This window comes from Telluria sp. LT1R51-2, assembly GCF_059685775.1.
This window is the reverse complement of record NZ_JCASIM010000002.1, coordinates 318,276-336,012: the sequence shown is the minus strand read 5'-3', so window position 1 is coordinate 336,012 and position 17,737 is coordinate 318,276. Positions and strand designations below refer to the sequence as shown.

General features: G+C 63.4%; 14 protein-coding genes and 1 pseudogene. 11 read left to right on the top strand and 4 right to left on the bottom strand.

The features are described 5' to 3' along the window. The first annotated feature begins 17 nt into the window (after positions 1-17). On the top strand, positions 18-410 hold the full coding sequence (locus AC56LH_RS19750; RefSeq protein WP_499648986.1) for a VOC family protein: 393 nt from the start codon (positions 18-20) through the stop codon (positions 408-410). A gap of 153 nt (positions 411-563) precedes the next feature. Here AC56LH_RS19750 and AC56LH_RS19745 read toward each other — a convergent pair whose 3' ends face one another. Both AC56LH_RS19745 and AC56LH_RS19740 read right to left on the bottom strand, forming a co-directional pair. Then, positions 564-1,244 carry a PEP-CTERM sorting domain-containing protein gene (locus AC56LH_RS19745; protein ID WP_499648984.1) on the bottom strand — a complete coding sequence of 227 codons (681 nt, stop codon included), beginning with the start codon at positions 1,242-1,244 and terminating at the stop codon, positions 564-566. A gap of 18 nt (positions 1,245-1,262) precedes the next feature. Next, positions 1,263-3,440 (bottom strand): phosphocholine-specific phospholipase C, encoded by a 2,178-nt coding sequence (locus AC56LH_RS19740; protein ID WP_499648982.1) that lies wholly within the window; start codon positions 3,438-3,440, stop codon positions 1,263-1,265. A gap of 110 nt (positions 3,441-3,550) precedes the next feature. On the opposite strand from AC56LH_RS19740, the gene AC56LH_RS19735 reads away from it, so the two are divergent. Together AC56LH_RS19735 and AC56LH_RS19730 are read left to right on the top strand one after the other, a co-directional pair. Then, complete coding sequence (locus AC56LH_RS19735) at positions 3,551-3,925, top strand: hypothetical protein (RefSeq protein WP_499648980.1); 375 nt, start codon at positions 3,551-3,553, stop codon at positions 3,923-3,925. A gap of 1,021 nt (positions 3,926-4,946) precedes the next feature. Further along, positions 4,947-5,072, top strand: a pseudogene (locus tag AC56LH_RS19730) (IS5/IS1182 family transposase); the annotation flags it as partial. Between the two features lie 30 nt (positions 5,073-5,102). Here AC56LH_RS19730 and AC56LH_RS19725 read toward each other — a convergent pair. Next, on the bottom strand, positions 5,103-6,971 hold the full coding sequence (locus AC56LH_RS19725; protein WP_499648978.1) for a phytase: 1,869 nt from the start codon (positions 6,969-6,971) through the stop codon (positions 5,103-5,105). Beyond that, a complete protein-coding gene (locus AC56LH_RS19720) occupies positions 6,971-9,469 on the bottom strand; it encodes a TonB-dependent receptor (protein ID WP_499648976.1) in 2,499 nt (832 codons plus the stop codon). Before AC56LH_RS19720 ends, AC56LH_RS19725 begins: the two co-directional genes overlap by 1 nt. A 292-nt stretch (positions 9,470-9,761) precedes the next feature. On the opposite strand from AC56LH_RS19720, the gene AC56LH_RS19715 reads away from it, so the two are divergent. The 8 genes from AC56LH_RS19715 (at position 9,762) to fusA (ending at position 17,674) form a co-directional block, all read left to right on the top strand. Next, positions 9,762-10,643, top strand: coding sequence for a GGDEF domain-containing protein (locus tag AC56LH_RS19715; protein WP_499648974.1), 882 nt, complete (start codon positions 9,762-9,764; stop codon positions 10,641-10,643). Next, on the top strand, positions 10,640-11,674 hold the full coding sequence (locus tag AC56LH_RS19710; protein ID WP_499648972.1) for an AraC family transcriptional regulator: 1,035 nt from the start codon (positions 10,640-10,642) through the stop codon (positions 11,672-11,674). Before AC56LH_RS19715 ends, AC56LH_RS19710 begins: the two co-directional genes overlap by 4 nt. A gap of 62 nt (positions 11,675-11,736) precedes the next feature. Next, positions 11,737-12,231: a hypothetical protein gene (locus AC56LH_RS19705; RefSeq protein WP_499648971.1), complete on the top strand. Its 495-nt coding sequence runs from the start codon at positions 11,737-11,739 to the stop codon at positions 12,229-12,231. 32 nt (positions 12,232-12,263) lie between these two features. Continuing rightward, entirely contained in the window at positions 12,264-13,238 is a 975-nt protein-coding gene (locus tag AC56LH_RS19700; protein ID WP_499648969.1) for an alpha/beta hydrolase, read from the top strand. A gap of 51 nt (positions 13,239-13,289) precedes the next feature. Next, positions 13,290-14,177 carry a LysR family transcriptional regulator gene (locus tag AC56LH_RS19695; RefSeq protein WP_499648967.1) on the top strand — a complete coding sequence of 296 codons (888 nt, stop codon included), beginning with the start codon at positions 13,290-13,292 and terminating at the stop codon, positions 14,175-14,177. 271 nt (positions 14,178-14,448) lie between these two features. After that, entirely contained in the window at positions 14,449-14,832 is a 384-nt protein-coding gene (gene rpsL / locus AC56LH_RS19690; RefSeq protein ID WP_005663517.1) for a 30S ribosomal protein S12, read from the top strand. A 135-nt stretch (positions 14,833-14,967) separates the two neighbouring features. After that, positions 14,968-15,438 carry a 30S ribosomal protein S7 gene (gene rpsG / locus AC56LH_RS19685; protein ID WP_183554302.1) on the top strand — a complete coding sequence of 157 codons (471 nt, stop codon included), beginning with the start codon at positions 14,968-14,970 and terminating at the stop codon, positions 15,436-15,438. A gap of 130 nt (positions 15,439-15,568) precedes the next feature. Beyond that, positions 15,569-17,674, top strand: coding sequence for an elongation factor G (fusA, locus tag AC56LH_RS19680; RefSeq protein WP_499648965.1), 2,106 nt, complete (start codon positions 15,569-15,571; stop codon positions 17,672-17,674). The last annotated feature ends 63 nt before the right edge of the window (positions 17,675-17,737 follow it).

Genomic DNA, 17,737 nt, shown 5'->3' with positions numbered 1-17,737 from the left:
ATAAATCAGGAGGCAATATGCTCAATCACATCATGGTCGGCACCAATGACATCGACCGCTCCAAACAATTTTACGATGCCGTCCTTGGCCTCCTTGGCGCCAGCGAACCCATCCGCAACGTGGCTGCATCGGGCCATACGCGCCTGTTCTACACCCACGACGGCAGCAGCTTCTGCGTCAGCGAGCCAATCAACGATGAACCGGCGACTGTGGCCAACGGCGCGACTGTCGGCTTCAAGTGCAGCTCGCCGGAGCAGGTGCAAGCTTTCCACGACGTGGCAGTCGCCCATGGCGGCCAATCGATCGAACAGCCGCCAGGCGTGCGCGACACGCCGGCCGGCGGCGTCTGCCTTGCATACGTACGCGACCCGGACGGCAACAAGCTCTGCGCGCTGCACCGGATGCCGTAACGGTTACAGCAGGCCCATCTTGAAACGCTTCGTGTGCGGCGCCCAGTTACCTTGGTAGTTTTCCAACACCAGTACCCGCTGTCGAGCAGCGCGCAGCGTCCGCTTTGGGTCGATTCCAGCCTGCCCCTGCATTACGAATCTGCATGGCCCCGATTACGCCTTGCTGGCCGGGTTCCTGCGGCGGCGCGACCACCCCAGCATGCCGGCGCCAAGCAGGAACATTGACGCCATGGCCGGTTCCGGCACCTCGTTGACGGGCTCCAGCAGGACGAATGACAGATTATCCGCATAGCCATCGTTGTCGCCCGAGACGAGGCGCTCCATTGATAGCCAGAAGGACAGCTTGCGGGTTCCGGTAGGCATGAATCCCGCTGCCTCGCGATAGTACAGGCCGGTCTGGTTGCCGCGATCCGCCGGGGTGACGGGACCGATCGCGGAGCTGCCTATCTCGTTGTCGAGGTCATCAAGAAACTGCACGTAGAACAATGCGTTATCGCCCTGGTCGGCCCAACCGCCAAGCCAGCCGCTCAGGGAATACGAGATGTTCGTGGTCGTCGACAAGCTCAAGTCGAGTGTCTGGAAGCCGACGGCATACTGCCCCAGCCCGGCAAACATGTTGCTGCCGCGATCGGCCGGGCCAGGCTGACTGGGCAGCACCCAGTTGCTGCCATAGTTCACCGACTGGACCATGTTGTAGTCCGGGTAGCCCGTCCAGCCGTTCATGCCCGCTTCGGCATCGCCATTGACAACGAGGTTCTGACGGTAGATGGCTGCGGCCTGGCCGCTGCAAGCCACGGCGAACAAGACCGCGGCAACGAGAAATCGAGACTTCATAAAAGCTCCTTGTAAAGATCAAACGACGCGGTACTGGTCGAGTTGGGCGGCCCCGCGCATTGCCGGGTCGCTGATTGACGGCGAGCCGTTTTCCAGATGGCCGGCAAAGCGGCGCAGCCAGCCTGGCAGGCCGTTCACGCGCAAGCTGTAGTCGTACCAGTTCGAGCTCGATGCCAGCGGCAACCGGATCGTGCTCGTCGAGCGTGCGACGACTCGCATTTCCATTGGCTTGTTTGCGTAGTACTTGTTGGCGGTGAGCTGGAAGGTGCAGGGCTGCGCGCCGTTGTTAACCAGATCGATCACCAGTTCGCCAGCTCTGCGGTCGGCGCGCATACGCATTTCCGGCCATCCGGCGGTGACTGCGCCGCGCACGTCCCCGACGATGTGGCGGTGGAAGCCGTTCGGTCCCAATATCCACAGGTCGTAAGCGGCCGCGGTGTTCCAGCGGCCATGCAGCTGTTTCCCGGGTTCGACGGTATAGCGACGCGGGATCTGGTCTAGCGCGAGACGGTCGTACACATGGAACACCGCTCCGGCTTCGCCGAGGTTTTCGAAGTTGAGCACTACCTGGCCGCCTCCGGCCGGCACCTGGGCCTGTACCTGGAGCTCGTAGGGCAGGGCGCGTGCCGGCCGCACACCGGCCGCCTGGACGGGCGCTGCCAGCGTGGCCGGCGTCGTGGGCACCTTGGTGTTCGGCAGGCCCATCGCCATTGCGCGCCGCGACGCCGTTTCTGGCAGCAGCTGCGCGAAGCCGTTGTCGTTCGGGTTGGCGAAGTCGAAGCAGGACAGCAGGTTGCCGCTCACCGCGCGACGCCATGCGCTGATGAGCGGTTCGCGCACGCCGAAACGCGCCTCGATGAAGCGCAACACCGAGGTGTGGTCGAAGACCTGCGAGTTCACCCAGCCGCCCTTGGTCCAGGGCGAGATGACGTACATCGGCACGCGTGGCCCGAGCCCGTAGGGGCGGTGGTGCGTGCGTGCGTCGGCGCCGTTAAGCACATGATGGTATTCGCCGGTCGTATCGACTGTCGACGCGCCGGCGAGCTGGGACTGTGCAGAGTTGGCGCCGTTATCCGTGTAGGCCGGGACCGACGGCGGCGGCATGTGGTCGAAGAAGCCGTCGTTCTCGTCGAAGTTGATAATCAGGACCGTCTTGCTCCAGCTCTCGGGATTGGCCGTCAGGGCGTCGAGCACGCGCGCGATGTAGTCAGCGCCCGAAGCGGGGCTCGAGGGGCCCGGGTGTTCGGAGCCTTCGGCTGTGGCCACGACCCAGCTGACCTGCGGCAGTCGGTTGGCCAGCACGTCGGCTTTGAGCAGGTCGAGGTCGCGTGTGCTGGTGCCTCGGTCGCGCAGCGCTTGCGAATAGCCGGGCCTGCGATACCACGCGTTGCGGAAGGAGCGAAATCCTGCCAGCGAGTTATCGGTGAAGTTGTCCGCCATGTTTTGGTAGACCTGCCAGCTGATGCCAGCCGCTTGCAAGCGCTCCGGATAGGTAGTCCACAGGTAGTCGGTGGACGTATCCGGATTGAAGTCGTCGCGGCTGTTGTCGGTCGAGGGGCCGCCTGCCACCGCAAGGGGATCGTTGTGGCCGCTGAACAGGAACAGGCGGTTCGTGTTGGTGCCGGTTTGCGTCGCGCAGTGGTAGTGGTCGCAAATCGTGAAGGCACGTGCGAGCGCGAACTGGAAGGGGATATCGGCCTCGGCGTAGTAGCCCATCGCGTGGTTCTGCTTGACCGTGCACCAGTCGTTCATTCGTCCGTTGTCCCACGCCAGTTGTGCATCCAGCCAGGCGTGCGGTGTCCCGGCCACGCGCATCACCGGGAAGTCCTGCACTGTGTTGAGCCGGAACGGCGCAATGGCGCGGCCCTGGGGCCAGTTCGGCCGGCCCGGCACCGGCGCGCCTCCTACCGAGCGCTGCACGAAGACCGACTTGCGATTGAAAAGGTTCTGGCGGTCCATTACCGGGATCGGAAAGGGATCACCGAATCCGCGCACCCCTTCCAGAGTACCAAAGTAGTGATCGAAACTGCGGTTTTCCTGCGTCAGCACGACGATATGCTCGACGTCCTGCAGGCTACGGGTGCGCTGATTGGCGGGGAGGGCCAGGGCTTTCTGTATGGATGGCGGAAAGGTCGCAAGGACGGCGCTAGCGCCACTGGTCTTGCCCAGTGTGCGGAGGAAGTCGCGACGGCTCATGCGTGCACCTTTGTGCATGCGAACGCGGAATCGAAAATTTGCATTTGATTGATCCAGGTCGGTTGTCAGGGAAACACGAAAACTGCAGCCTTGCGAGGATCAGCTTAGGGATGAAAGATGAACAGTTGATGACGAGCCAAGATAAAGTTCGTGCGTTGCTTGTTTCCGCAGTAATGCAGGAAGAGCACAGTACAGCGTGCGGAGCCGCTCTCAAGCGCTCAACATTACTGAGGAAGACGAAGCCGAAGTCGCTCAGGTCTACGGGATCGAAGCGCTTACCGAGCCATTGCAAAACGATAACAATCAATGAGGTTGGGGTAGTGATCGAATTGTTCGGCCGTGATGACTGCTATGATTTTGCCGCGTCGTTTATGCATCTGATCAGGGCGACACCTGGTTCGCCGCTCAAAGACTGCCTGGAGCAGCTGAACGACGAGTGGAAGATCGGGCAGCGGGACCGTGCAATAAGACGGGCAGCAGTTTGAAACCGAGGTCCGTTTCAGGTTAGTTCCGGCATGTCACAGCGACTGCTGATTTTTCAACCTGGCAACCTGCTATGCTCCCTCAACCGGCCGGATTCGGCGAGAAGCGGTCCTTTGTAATTCGTGAAATTATTTAGATGCAGTTCGACCAGCAATCCCGCACTGGATTCTCAGGTTTGGTGCAAAGCGAAGAGCGGCGCAGACTCTTGAACCGCTACGCAAACTTGTCCCCTTCGACGTTAAATACGATTTTGCGGCGGGCACGGTAACTTGCACCCGTATTACTCCGGACGAAGCCACGCGTGCATGGCAACGGCCCTTAGCAGGCTGGAAAATATCTGGAGAAGGAGTGATCCTTGTCTTCAACACACGGACACTGGCGGAACCGTATCTGCTTATGCATGAGGACGTCGCCGACCTTGATGAATGGTTGTCGCAGAACGGTGTTCAAACGCTTGGCAGCGACTAGGCATCGAGCACAACCTTCAGGGCTGCGTTAAGGAATTTCGCGGCTTTCGGATCTGTGACCCAAATGAATCAGGTTAGAACGGTGCTGGAAAAGCGGCGGATAAAAGACTCTGATTCCCAGCGCTTCCTCCAGGACGTCCATAATCTCTTAATAGCGCAGCTTAGTGGCGAGCGTTCCTCCCGATTCGATTCGCTTTGCCTGGAACGAGCCACTGGCTTCTGGGCGAGGTCGCTAGAGAGGATTCACGTTGGACCGCTTTTGCCCCTTATAAAGGTCAGCGTTGGGTCCAGGCTGTTTAAAAACGAAAATTTAGGCGTCGGCTTGACGAAACTCGACCCCTTAGATCGCTTGCTACGGCGTTTTCTCGACGTCGCGAGTGGTAAAAGGGCCCCCCGAAAACACGCCGATCGCGCGTTTTTACAAAGCTTGGGCCGAAAGCTGCCGGTCGAAACAGTGTGTAACTTTTCCAGCTCGGTAAGCTGCAAAGCTGACGTAAACGGGGCATTGCAGGTCGAATCGCGCTATGACATAGAGGCGTGCGAACGGCTCGGCTGATGGCGGCGGGTCGTTGAGCGCACCGTGGGTTGACTACACCGCTGTCGCAGACTGCGCATACGAGATAAGCGACGAGCAGACATCCTCCAGGCGTTCCTTGCACCTGCCTGCTCGGTCATCTGTTAGCGGTATGTCGAACGGTTTTGTCAGGTGCTCTTAGTCCAGCTGCAACGCCCTGGCGATATCGTCCCACGCCACGGCCTTGTAGTTCTGCGCCCCGTCCGGCATGCGCTTGTAGCCGTCGTGCACCACCAGCATGCCACGCGCGAACGGGCCGCCCAGATTGGCCGATGTCACGTCGAGTCCATCGGTCTCGGACGCGCCATCGATGCCGTTGACCACATCGAGCCCCACCCGGAACGCGCCGCGCACGGCAAACGGCGCTGCCGCATCGAACACCACATAGCTGTTGTTGCCCTGGCTCGACACCATCAGATAGCTGCGTTTTGCGCCGTGGTAGATGCCCATGCCTTCGACATCGTCGTGCAGCCATTCGCCGACCGGCATGATCATCTTCAGCGTAGCCGGCTGGTCGGCGCGCGCCGACGTCACCCACAGGCCGCGGTCTTCTTCGCCCACGAACAGCAGGCCGCTGCGGTCATCCGCCACGCAACCTTCCGGCTGCGACGCGAGCTTGAACGTGCGCGCGAGCTTCGCGCCGAACTGGCCGCCACTGCGCGTGATCTGGTAATGCTCGTAGCGGCCGTCCTTGTCGTTGACGAACGCGTCGAGCCCACCTTCGGGCGTGCGCAGCAGGCAGGTGCCGTAGATGTCGCCCAGGCCGGTGGGCAGGCGCGCCGCTTCGCGCAGTTCGCCGTTCGCATCGATCGCAAACAGCACCATCGCCTGCTCGTCGCGCTGGGTGGCCACGGCCAGGTCGAAGCGCTCGCTGCCGAAGTGCACGTCCTGGCGCAGGTCGACGTTGTTCAGGCGACCGGCAGCGAGCAGTTGCGTCTGGCGGCCCTGCAGGTCATATACCAGCATGCCCTGTTTCTTGTTGGTGCCCAGGATGCGCGATTTGGCAGGATCGGTCGGATGGACCCAGATCGCCGGATCGTCGGCCGCGTCGCCCAGCTGCGCGACGGGTTCGGTCTGCATGCGGGGCAGTACGATCGGCAGGCGTTTGGGCGGCGCGCTGCCGGCTTTCCAGCTCAGCGCCGGGGTTTGCCAGCCTTGCTTCGTGCGCACGGCCAGCTTGTCGGACGCCGGTGCAAGCGCCACCAGTTGCTGCGCGCCTAGCTGGCGGGGCGGCAGCGTGCGCCAGCGCTTGCCGTTGCGTTTCCAGGTCAGCAGGGCGCCCTTGTCGTCGATCGCGGCCATGCCGCCCGGCAGCACCGCCAGCGCCGTCAGTTCACCCGTCAAGCGACCGTGCGGCGCCTGCAGCGCCACCGGCGTGCGGGCCGGCGGGCCTTCGGCATCGGCGCCATACGCCCACAGGCCCATGCCTTCCTCGGCCGCGAACAGCGTCCCATGCGCATCGTCAACGCGGCACACCTCGACACCGGACGGCAGCGCCAGACGGCGCACCAGGCGGTGCTCGTTGCTGGCGCCACTACCCCCGCTACCGCCGCTACCCAGCAGCCATTGCTGCGCCTGGCCATCTTTCGCAACGAGGAACACGTAGTCGAGCTGCTGCGCATCGCGGTACAGGCAGGCCGCCTCGATGCCGAAGCCTGTATCCGGCAGCACGGGCAGTGCGCGCAGTGTGCCGGCCTTGACGTCGATCTGCACCGGCAGCGCGCGTTCGGCGTTGGCATCGATGACGATGGCCAGCGCGCCGCCGTCCAGCGGGCGCAGGTCGAGTCGTTCGCCACGCAATGGCAGGCTGGCGCGCTCGCGGCCGTCCGCGCCGATCAGGCGCAGCGCGCGCTTGTCCAGGGCCAGCCAGCCGCCGCCGGGCAGCGCGGCCAGTTCTTCGGCGTCGTTCAGCGTGGCAGGCACCGTTGGTGCGGCGCCCCATGCCGGCGCGGCCAGCGAGCAGGCCAGCAGGACGGCTTGCAGGATCGGAGACACGGTCTTGTTCATCAGAAGATGCTCGCTTTCAGGCCGATCTTGTAGGTGCGGCCGTATTGTTCGTGCTGTGCATTGCGCGACTTGTCGCCCAGGTACACATAGTAATGTTCGTTATTCAGGTTGCTGGCGTCGAACGTGACCTGCCAGCGCTTGTCGAGTTTCCACGACATCGACAGGTCCAGCTGCTTCTGGGTGTCGACGAAGCGGTCTTGCGTCGCGTCCAGCGTATCCTCGCCCAGCTCCAGCAGGTACGGCGACTTGTGGTTCATTGCCAGGCGCGCGCTGAACGGACCGGCTTCGTAGCCGAGCATCACGTTGCCGACGCGGTTCGACTGGCCCGGCATGCGGATCGTGCGCGCGGCGCGGCCACCGTCGCCATCGGCGCTGTCGATCGTGGCGCGCGAGTTGGTGATGCTGCCGTTGATGCCGACCAGCAGGCCATTGAACGGCGCCGGCAGCATGCGCAGCGGCTGCTGCCAGGCCAGTTCGATGCCGCGCACGCGCGCCTTGTCGCCATTCTTGTACGAGATCGCGCTCGCGTAGTCAGCCCATTCTCCACTGCCGGCGAGATCCGTGGTGTAGGTGAAGTCGCGAATGGCCTTGGTGAAGACATAGGCCGAGACCACGCCATCGCCGATCACGCGCTCGATGCCCAGGTCCAGGTTGTGCGAGCGCAGCGGCGCCAGGTCAGGATTGCCGATCGTCGCTTCGTCGTCGCCATCCAGGCTCACGCCGGGCGCGAGCTGGGCGAAGTTGGCGCGCACGACCGAGTTGCTCCACGCGGCGCGCACGCTGGTGGCCTGGTCGACATCGAAACGCAGGTGCACGCCCGGCAGCCAGTTCGTGTAAGAGCGGCTGGCGGAGCGCGGCGTGATGACGTCGTCGGCCACTTGCGAGCCATCGGCCGTAAAGCGCGTGCGCTCGGCCCGTACGCCAGCCAGCAGCGACCAGGCGCCGCGGCGCAGGCTCGTTTGCAGGTAGGCGGCGTCGATGTCTTCCTGCAGCTTGAAGTCGTCCAGCGCTGAATCGACGGCCACGCGGGCCGGGTCGCGCGCCAGGCCAGCCAGGCGTGCACGCACCAGCGCCGGATCAATGGCGTAACCCAGATTGGCGAACGGGTAGTTCAGGCGCGTGCCATTCACGAATGCGCTCATCGAGGTCGGGCCGGCACCAAAGTAATCGTCGTCGGTCGGGTCGTCGCTGCCGTATTCCCAGGCCTCGGTATCGGTCTTCTTGTCGCGGCGCGTGGCCTTGGCGCCGAACTTGACGGCGCCGTTCCAGTCGCCAGCGTCGAAGTCGCGCTGCAGGTCCAGGCGCAGCTGGCGGGTCGTGTCTTTGGCGGAGGCGCGTTCGAGCGCGAATGAATCGAGTTCGTAGTTGGCGGCGTCGGCCACGCCGGCGGGCGCAATCACGTGCGGCGTGCGGGGATTGGTAAAGCCGATGCCATCGAAGCTCTCGAGATTGGTGAAGCGCGCATCGGCAATCGCGTCCGGCGTCTTGTCGGTGGCGCTGCTGGCCGCCGCTTCGGCGTGCAGCTTCCAGTACTGGCCCATGCGGCGATCGAGCGAACCGGTGAGCGAGCGGATCTCTTGCGTGTACTTGCGCTGGCGCAGGCGGCGCTCGACGGTGGCGGTGTCCGTTTCACCTTCGAGCACACCGTCTTCATTGCCTTCGAAGTCGCCGATCGTCATGCGGTCGCGCGATTCTTCGTCCGAGAAGCGGCTGATGAAGCCGCGCAGCGCGTAGCTCGTCGCGGCGTCCGGGCGGTAGTCGAGGTTGATGGCGCCGGCGCGGCGTTCACGCGTGGGCAGGTAGTCGCGCAGCTCGAAGCCGGCCAGGCGCTTGCCGTTCCAGTCGCCGCCCGTTTCCACGTTGTCCGAGCCGAACTTGCGCTTTTCGCCCGAGATGCCAGCGGCCACGCCCAGTTTGCCGTCCATGAAGCGCTGGGCCCACAGCAGGTTGGCGCTCGGGCTGTTCTGGCTCGTGTTGGTGTTGTGGCCGACCGCCGCGCCGACATTCAGCAATGTGCCTGGCAGGTCGAACGCGGACAAGGTCTTGACCTCGACACTGCCGCCAAGCGAATTGGCATCCTGGTCCGGCGTGGCCGATTTGGTCACTTCGAGCGAGCGGATCATCCCGGCCGGCAGCACGTCCAGCGCCACTGCGCGGCGCGTCGCTTCCGGGGACGGTACCAGCGCGCCGTTGATGGTCACGCTGTTGTAGTCCGCATCCAGGCCGCGCACCACGACATAGCGGCCTTCGCCCTGGTCGCGCTGGACCGAGACGCCCGGCATGCGCGCCAGCGCCTCGGCCGCGTTCTTGTCCGGCAGGTGGCCGATGTCGTCGCTGCTGACGACACTGACGATGTTGTCGGCCTGCTCCTGGGCGGCGATGGCGCGCGCCAGGCTGGCGCGCTGACCGGTGACGATCACGCTGGCCGGTTCGGCGGCGTGCACACCGGCAGCGGCCAGCAGGCCTGCGGTCAGGGCAGGGAGGGCAAAGTGGCGCATGGGGGAAAGTCCAATCGGTTGGGATGCGGCGGATTCTGGTGCCTGAATGTGACCGATCGGTGACCACGATCGGTCGCCATCCGGTATCTGGCGCGGTGCATGGGGTGTTTGAGCCGAATTGACCCTGCCGGTTCTGGCGACACCATGGGACAGGCGCCGCGCCGGGATGCGCAGGGCAGGTCAAGGTGAGCTGTTTCGACCCTGTGCCGTGACGCCACAGTTTTGCCATCCTGTCATCTGGCGGTCATCTGGGTGCGCTATGTTCCCGCGATCTTCCCTGACCACGCCGCCCATGTCTCCCCTGATCCGCCAAGCTCTGTTGATCGCCGGCCTGCTCGGCGCCGTCGTGTTCCTGTTTACCGGCGCCGGTCCGGCCATCCCGCTTGCAGCATGGGATCTGGTGGACATCGCCAGCGAGGGCGGCACGGCCCTGCTGGCAGCGCTGTGGTGCGGGCTCGTCCTGACCAGCCGGCCGGACGGCGTGGTCACGCGCCTGCTGGCCGGTGGCCTGGCCTGCATCATGCTGGGGTCGTGGGCCGACTGCCTGGATGAAGTGTTCGATGTCGAGAAGGCTGCGCTATGGGACAACATGCTGGAGGCGCTGCTGCCACTGGGGATGCTGGTGCTGACCGCGGGCATGGTGTACTGGCGGCGCGAGCAGGCCACGCTGTCGGACCACATGCGCAAGCGCGAAAGGCTGTTTCGCAATCACCGGCCATTCGACCGCATCACCCAGCTGGCCGACGCGGCCTACCTGCGCGCGCAACTGCACATCGAGAGCAAACGGACGGACGGCGTTGGCTCGCTGGTGCTGTTCGATATCGACGCCTTCCACCGCATCAACCGCGAGCACGGCCAGCCCGAGGGCGACCGCGTGCTGCAGGCTGTCGCCCACATGCTGCTGCTGAACCTGCGCAACGACGACCTGCTGTGTCGTTATGCGGGCGACCGTTTCGCCGTGCTGATGCCGGGCCTGGCCGAGCCTGAGGCGCGCGCTGCGGCCGACCATCTGTGCCGCATGGTGTCGGCGATGCGTCATCACGCAGCAGGTGGCCGGGTACACATCACGCTGCGCCATGGCTGCGCGCCGGCGCGCGGCGCGCCCGATGCGCTCCTTGGCGCGCTGTGTCGGCAGATGGACCGCCAGATGGATCATCAGATGGACCCCGTGTGATCGCCTGGCAGGCCGCCACGGCAGCCTCGCCCGCGGCGCGCCGGCACAGCGCGCTGGCGCTGGAATACGGCCGCTCACGCGATGCGCTTGACGCCGAACTGTTGCGCGGATGCGATCCGGGCGCGGACAGCGCAACGACCCCTGGCCAGTACCTGCAGCAGCTGGCGAACACCCTGCGCCTGCTGGACAGCCCGGACACGAGCTTCATGCTGGGCCAGCAACTGCTGCCAGGGCACGACGGCGCCGCCAGCCACGCGCTGGCGCAGGCGCCGAACCTGCGCACGCTGCTGCAGACGCTGTGCCGCTTCCATGCGGGCCTGACGCCGCTGCTGCGCCCGCGCTTCGAGACCTGGGACGATGTGGCGCTGCTGTACTGGGTCGATGCGTATGGCGCGCCCAGCCTGCGGCCGGCGCTGGTCGAGATGCACATGACGGCCGTGGTGGCGCTGTGCCGCTGGCTGGGCGGCGAGCGCCTGCCGTGGCGTTTCTGCTTCAATCGGGGCGCGCCGCGCCACATCGAGCAGCATCATGTTCATCTTGGCGCCGAACTGCGTTTCGGCTGCCAGCTCGACGCGATGCTGCTGCCATCCGGCTGGCTCGACCGGCCATGGCCGCGTGCCAGCGAGATGGCGGCGCGCCTGGCGCATCAGGCGGCCGAACTGGAGCCGCGGGAGGCACCCGGCTTGCTGGCGGCGCTTTATGACTACCTGCTGGCGCACGTGCGCGAGGCGCCCACGCTCGAGCGCACGGCGGGCGACTTCGGCGTCAGCCCGGCCACCTTCAAGCGCCAGCTGCTGCGTCACCACACCCATTTTCAGGGGGAGCTCGACGCGGTGCGCACGCACGTGGCGCTGTGGCTGTTCCAGGCCGGGGGGGCCGACAATGACGCGGTAGCGCGGCACCTGGGCTTTCATGATGTGGCCAACTTCCGGCGCTCGTTCAAGCGCTGGACGGGGCTCACCCCGGGGCCGATCCGCGCTGCGCTGGCCGGGGAGCTGGGCTGGTTCGCGGGACGCCTGCAGGGCGTCTGAATTCGCTGCACTGCCGCAAAAATGGTATCGTGCGCGGTTATTGTCGCTGCCGAAGAAGAGGAATGCGCCCCAGTCCCACCCTGCATATCGTTTGTCCCACCCAGAAACGGGGCTTCCCGGCGTTCATGTCGGTGATCTTCGTCTGGGTCGTGGCGGCCGGCCTTGGCAACGGCTGGCACCACGATCCGTCGTTCGGCTTCATGCTGCTGACCGTGTGCGCGCTGGTCATCATGCTGCTGGCGGCGTGGGCGCTGTACCGCAATTTCGTGTTCCAGGATGCGTTGTACATCGCGCGCGAAGGCAGCTTGCCATCGTCGGTGCCGCTGGCGCTCATGGTCCATGAGATCCGCGCCGTGCGCCTGTTGCCCAAACATGAGGCATGGACGCCGGAAGGCAAATGGGATGCGCTGGGGTTTGGCCAGGGCCGCATCGAGATCGACACCGCCACCCATCGCTACCACTTCGGCATCGGCCTGGAAGAGCACGAGGCCGAGGCCGCGCTGCAGCGCATCATCGAATTTTGCCGTGAGCAGGGTATTGTCGCCGTTGCGGCCTGAATCGTCCGGGTCAACCTTTCATGAGAGATGCCATGTCCGCCACATTTGCCGTTCGACTTTGCAGCCTGCTGCTGCTTGCTGGTGGGATCGCCGCCCACGCGCATGCGGCCGAGACACCGATCACGCTCGACACGCCGACCGGGCAACTGGCCGGCACGCTCGAACTGCCAGCAGGCGCCGACAAGCCGCGCGTGGCCTTGCTGATCGCCGGTTCGGGGCCGACCGACCGTGACGGCAACAGCTCGCTGATCCCGGGTCGCAACGACAGTCTCAAGCTGCTGGCCGCCGGGCTGGCCGATGCCGGCATCGCGACGGTCCGCTACGACAAGCGCGGCATCGGTGGCAGCCATGCGGCCGGTTCTGCCGAATCGGCGCTGCGCTTCGAGATGTTCGTCGACGATGCAGCGGCCTGGATCGCCCGGCTCAAGGCCGATCCGCGCTTCGCGTCGGTGGCCGTGATCGGGCACAGCGAAGGCTCGCTGATCGGCATGCTCGCGGCGCAGCAAGCCAATGCGGCGGCGTTCGTGTCGATTGCCGGCATTGCCGATGGCGCGTCGACGCTGATGCGCAAGCAGCTCGAAGGCAAGCTGCCGCCCGAGCTGGAGAAGGAAAGCGAACGCATTCTGGTGTCGCTGGAAAGCGGCGTGGTCGTCGATCCGGTCCCGCCGGCGCTGGCGACGCTGTTCCGGCCCAGCGTGCAGCCGTATCTGATCTCGTGGTTCAAGTATGTGCCGGCGCAGCGCATCGCGGAGCTGACGATGCCGGTGCTGGTCGTGCAGGGTAATACCGATATCCAGGTGGACGTGGTGCAGGCCAACCGGCTGCACGGCGCCAGTAAAGGAGCGAAGCTCGCGATCATTCCGGGTATGAACCACGTGTTCAAGCACGTGCGCGCCGTGCCGGAACTGCAGGTGGCCAGCTATGGCGATCCGAGCTTGCCGGTGTCGCCGTTGCTGGTGAAGTCGATCGTCGACTTTCTGCAGCAGGGCGGCGCGGCCGCCCCTTGATGGCTTGCCCGACCATATAAACACGCCTATCCATCCATTCTGCGCCTGCCCATGATCGAACGCATTCACCTGTCCATCATCCGCGAGGTCGATCGCCGCGGTTCGCTGACCGCGGCTGCCGACGTGTTGTGCCTGACCCAGTCGGCGCTGAGCCACGCGGTCAAGAAGCTCGAAGTGGGGCTGGGCACGCCGGTGTGGACGCGCGAGGGCCGCTCGCTGCGCCTGACCCAGGCCGGCCACGCGCTGCTGGCGCTGGCCGAGCGGGTGCTGCCGCAGCTCGAACACGCTGAAGGCCAGATGCTGGCCTACGCGCGTGGCGAGCGCGGGTCGCTGCGCATCGGGATGGAGTGCCATCCCTGCTACCAGTGGCTGCTGAAAGTGGTTGAGCCCTATCTGGCGGCCTGGCCCGAGGTCGATGTCGACGTCAGGCAGCGTTTTCAGTTCGGCGGTTTGAAGGCGCTGCTCGGCTATGAGATCGACTTGCTCGTCACGCCCGATCCGCTGTTCAAGCCGGGGCTGCGCTTCGTGCCGGTGTTCGACTTCGAGCAGGTGCTGGTGGTGCACAGCGGCCATCCGCTGGCGGGGCGCGCGCATGCGGCGCCGCGCGACTTGTCGGACGAAGTGCTGATCACGTACCCGGTCGATATCGAGCGGCTCGACATCTACAACCAGTTCTTCGTGCCGGCCGGCTGCGCGCCGCGCGAGCGCAAGGCGATCGAGACCACCGACATCATGCTGCAGATGGTGGCCAGTGGCCGCGGCGTGGCGGCGCTGCCGCGCTGGCTGGTCGAGGAGTACGCGGGCCGCATGCCGGTGGCGCCCGTGCGGCTGGGGGAGGCGGGTGTGTTCAAGCAGATTTTCCTGGGTACGCGCGAAGTCGACGCCGGCACCACCTACCTGGATGCGTTTGTCGAGATCGCCCGCCACGCCGAGTTGTAGCAGTGATGCCACATCGACCACGGTCTGCGTCAAGACGGCGAACGACTGCCTGCAAAATCAGCAAACTGGTTGACCCATCATCACAATGCGTCTATACTCGCAGGTTCTCGATTTATTCTGCACATCGTATACGCATTCGCAGCCGCTCCATTTGCCGAGTGGCTTTCGTCGCCTGTCTTTGTCATTGTCATCGGGACTAGGTTTCAGTCCCCGGATCAGCACGTTGCAGGTTCGGGTCATTAATGAGTAGTACTTTGTTGGATTAGGAACGATGCCAACCATCAATCAACTGATTCGCAAACCGCGTGAAGCTGCGGTTGTGAAGAGCAAGTCGCCGGCACTGGAAAACTGCCCGCAAAAGCGCGGCGTGTGCACCCGTGTGTACACCACCACGCCTAAGAAGCCAAACTCGGCGCTGCGTAAAGTCGCCAAAGTGCGTCTGACCAACGGTTTCGAAGTCATTTCGTACATCGGCGGTGAAGGCCACAACCTGCAAGAACACAGTGTCGTGCTGCTGCGCGGCGGTCGTGTTAAAGACTTGCCAGGTGTGCGTTACCACATGGTTCGCGGTGCACTGGATACCCAGGGCGTCAAAGACCGTAAGCAAGCTCGCTCGAAGTACGGCGCGAAGCGTGCCAAGGCTGCCAAGAAGTAATTCTATGGTCGTGTCACAGACACGTCACATTAATTAGATAAGTTGAGCCGGCCGCAAGGCCGAGTAAGTGAAGGGTCAAGAGGGCCTTTCGCGAGTGCACAGCGTGCACTCAACTGAAGACATGAAGGAATCGAAATGCCACGTCGTCGTGAAGTACCCAAGCGCGAAATCCTGCCGGATCCAAAATTCGGTAACCAGGATGTCGCCAAATTCGTCAACGTTCTGATGCTGTCCGGCAAAAAGTCGGTTGCAGAAAACATCATCTACGGTGCATTCGAACACATTCAATCCAAGTCGGGCAAAGACCCGCTGGAAGTGTTCACGACCGCGATCAACAACGCTAAGCCGCTGGTGGAAGTCAAGTCCCGCCGTGTCGGTGGCGCCAACTACCAGGTGCCAGTGGAAGTTCGTCCGGTTCGTCGTATGGCGCTGTCCATGCGTTGGTTGCGCGAAGCCGCAAACAAGCGCAGCGAAAAATCCATGCCGCAACGTCTGGGTGGTGAACTGCTGGAAGCGGCTGAAGGCCGCGGCGGCGCGATGAAGCGTCGTGACGAAGTGCACCGTATGGCAGAAGCGAACAAGGCGTTCTCGCACTTCCGCTTCTAAGCAAAAGGGCGAAGGTAGGGGGATTATTTCCTTGTGCTAACGTCCCCGTAGTATCTGTTGTTCAGGCCGGGCTCATTTTGATCATCAAGATGATGCTCGGTTTTGTCCATTCAAAGATTTAGGAAAAATTATGGCACGCAAGACCCCCATCGAGCGCTACCGCAACATCGGTATTTCGGCTCACATCGATGCTGGTAAAACCACCACCACCGAGCGCGTCCTGTTCTACACGGGCGTCAACCACAAAATCGGCGAAGTGCACGATGGCGCAGCGACGATGGACTGGATGGAGCAAGAGCAAGAGCGCGGCATTACCATTACTTCGGCAGCGACGACCTGCTTCTGGAGCGGTATGGCTAACAACTTCGCCCCGCACCACATCAACATCATCGACACCCCGGGCCACGTTGACTTCACGATTGAAGTCGAACGCTCGATGCGCGTGCTCGACGGCGCCTGCATGGTTTACTGCGCAGTCGGCGGCGTGCAGCCACAGTCGGAAACCGTGTGGCGTCAGGCTAACAAGTACAAAGTTCCACGTCTGGCCTTCGTCAACAAGATGGACCGTACCGGCGCGAACTTCTTCAAGGTCTATGAGCAGATGCGTGCTCGCCTGAAGGCAAACCCGATTCCGCTGCAGATCCCGATCGGCGCCGAAGAGAACTTCCTGGGCGTGGTCGATCTGGTCAAGATGAAGGCCGTGTACTGGGACGACGCGTCGCAGGGCATGAAGTTCGACTACCGCGACATCCCTGCAGAACTGCAGGACGAAGCCAACGAATGGCGTGAAAAGCTCGTCGAGACCGCTGCTGAAGCGACCGAAGAGCTGATGAACAAGTACCTGGAAGAAGGCGACCTCTCGGAAGAAGAGATCAAGGCCGCTCTGCGCCAGCGTACCATCGCGTCGGAAATCGTCCCGATGATGTGCGGTACCGCGTTCAAGAACAAGGGCGTGCAAGCCATGCTCGACGGCGTGATCGAATACCTGCCATCGCCAATCGACATCCCGCCAGTCAAGGGTATGGACGAAGACGACGAGCCAGTGGTGCGTGAAGCCAAGGACGACGAGAAATTCTCGGCGCTGGCATTCAAGATCATGACCGACCCGTTCGTTGGTCAGCTGATCTTCTTCCGCGTCTACTCGGGCACGATCAAGTCGGGCGACACCGTCTACAATCCGATCAAGAACAAGAAAGAACGTCTTGGTCGTATTCTGCAGATGCATGCAAACCAGCGCGAAGAAATCAAGGAAGTCCACGCCGGCGACATCGCCGCTGCGGTCGGCCTGAAAGATGCAACCACGGGCGAAACCCTGTGCGATCCATCGTCGATCATCACGCTGGAAAAGATGGTCTTCCCTGAGCCGGTGATTCAGCAGGCAGTCGAGCCAAAAACCAAGGCCGACCAGGAAAAAATGGGCCTGGCACTGAACCGCCTGGCACAGGAAGATCCATCGTTCCGCGTGCGTACCGATGAAGAATCGGGCCAGACCATCATCGGTGGTATGGGCGAGCTGCACCTGGAAATTATCGTTGACCGCATGAAGCGCGAATTCAACGTGGAAGCAACCGTCGGCAAGCCACAGGTTGCGTACCGCGAAACGATCCGCAAGGCAGTCACCGACGTCGAAGGCAAGTTCGTCAAGCAGTCGGGCGGTCGTGGTCAGTACGGTCACGCAGTCCTGTCGATCGAGCCGCAAGAGCCGGGCAAAGGCTTCGAGTTCATCGACGCGATCAAGGGCGGTGTGGTTCCACGCGAATACATCCCTGCAGTCGAAAAAGGTGTGCGCGAAACCCTGACCTCGGGCGTGCTGGCCGGTTACCCAGTGGTTGACGTCAAAGTCACCCTGACCTTCGGTTCGTACCACGACGTCGACTCGAACGAAAACGCGTTCCGCATGGCCGGTTCGATGGCATTCAAGGACGGCTGCCGTAAAGCCAACCCTGTCATCCTCGAGCCGATGATGTCGGTCGAAGTCGAAACGCCGGAAGACTACGCCGGTAACGTGATGGGCGATCTGTCGTCGCGTCGCGGTATGGTGCAGGGCATGGACGAAATTCCAGGCGGCGGCGGCAAGATCATCAAAGCCGAAGTGCCACTGTCGGAAATGTTTGGTTACTCGACCTCGCTGCGTTCGGCGACCCAGGGCCGTGCGACCTACACGATGGAATTCAAGCACTATTCGGAAGCGCCTAAGCACGTGATTGACGCTATCGTCACTGCCAAGTCGAAGTAATCAGCAATACAAGCAATTCAAGGGAGACGGGACGTCCTGTCTCCCTTTAAACAGAACATATCG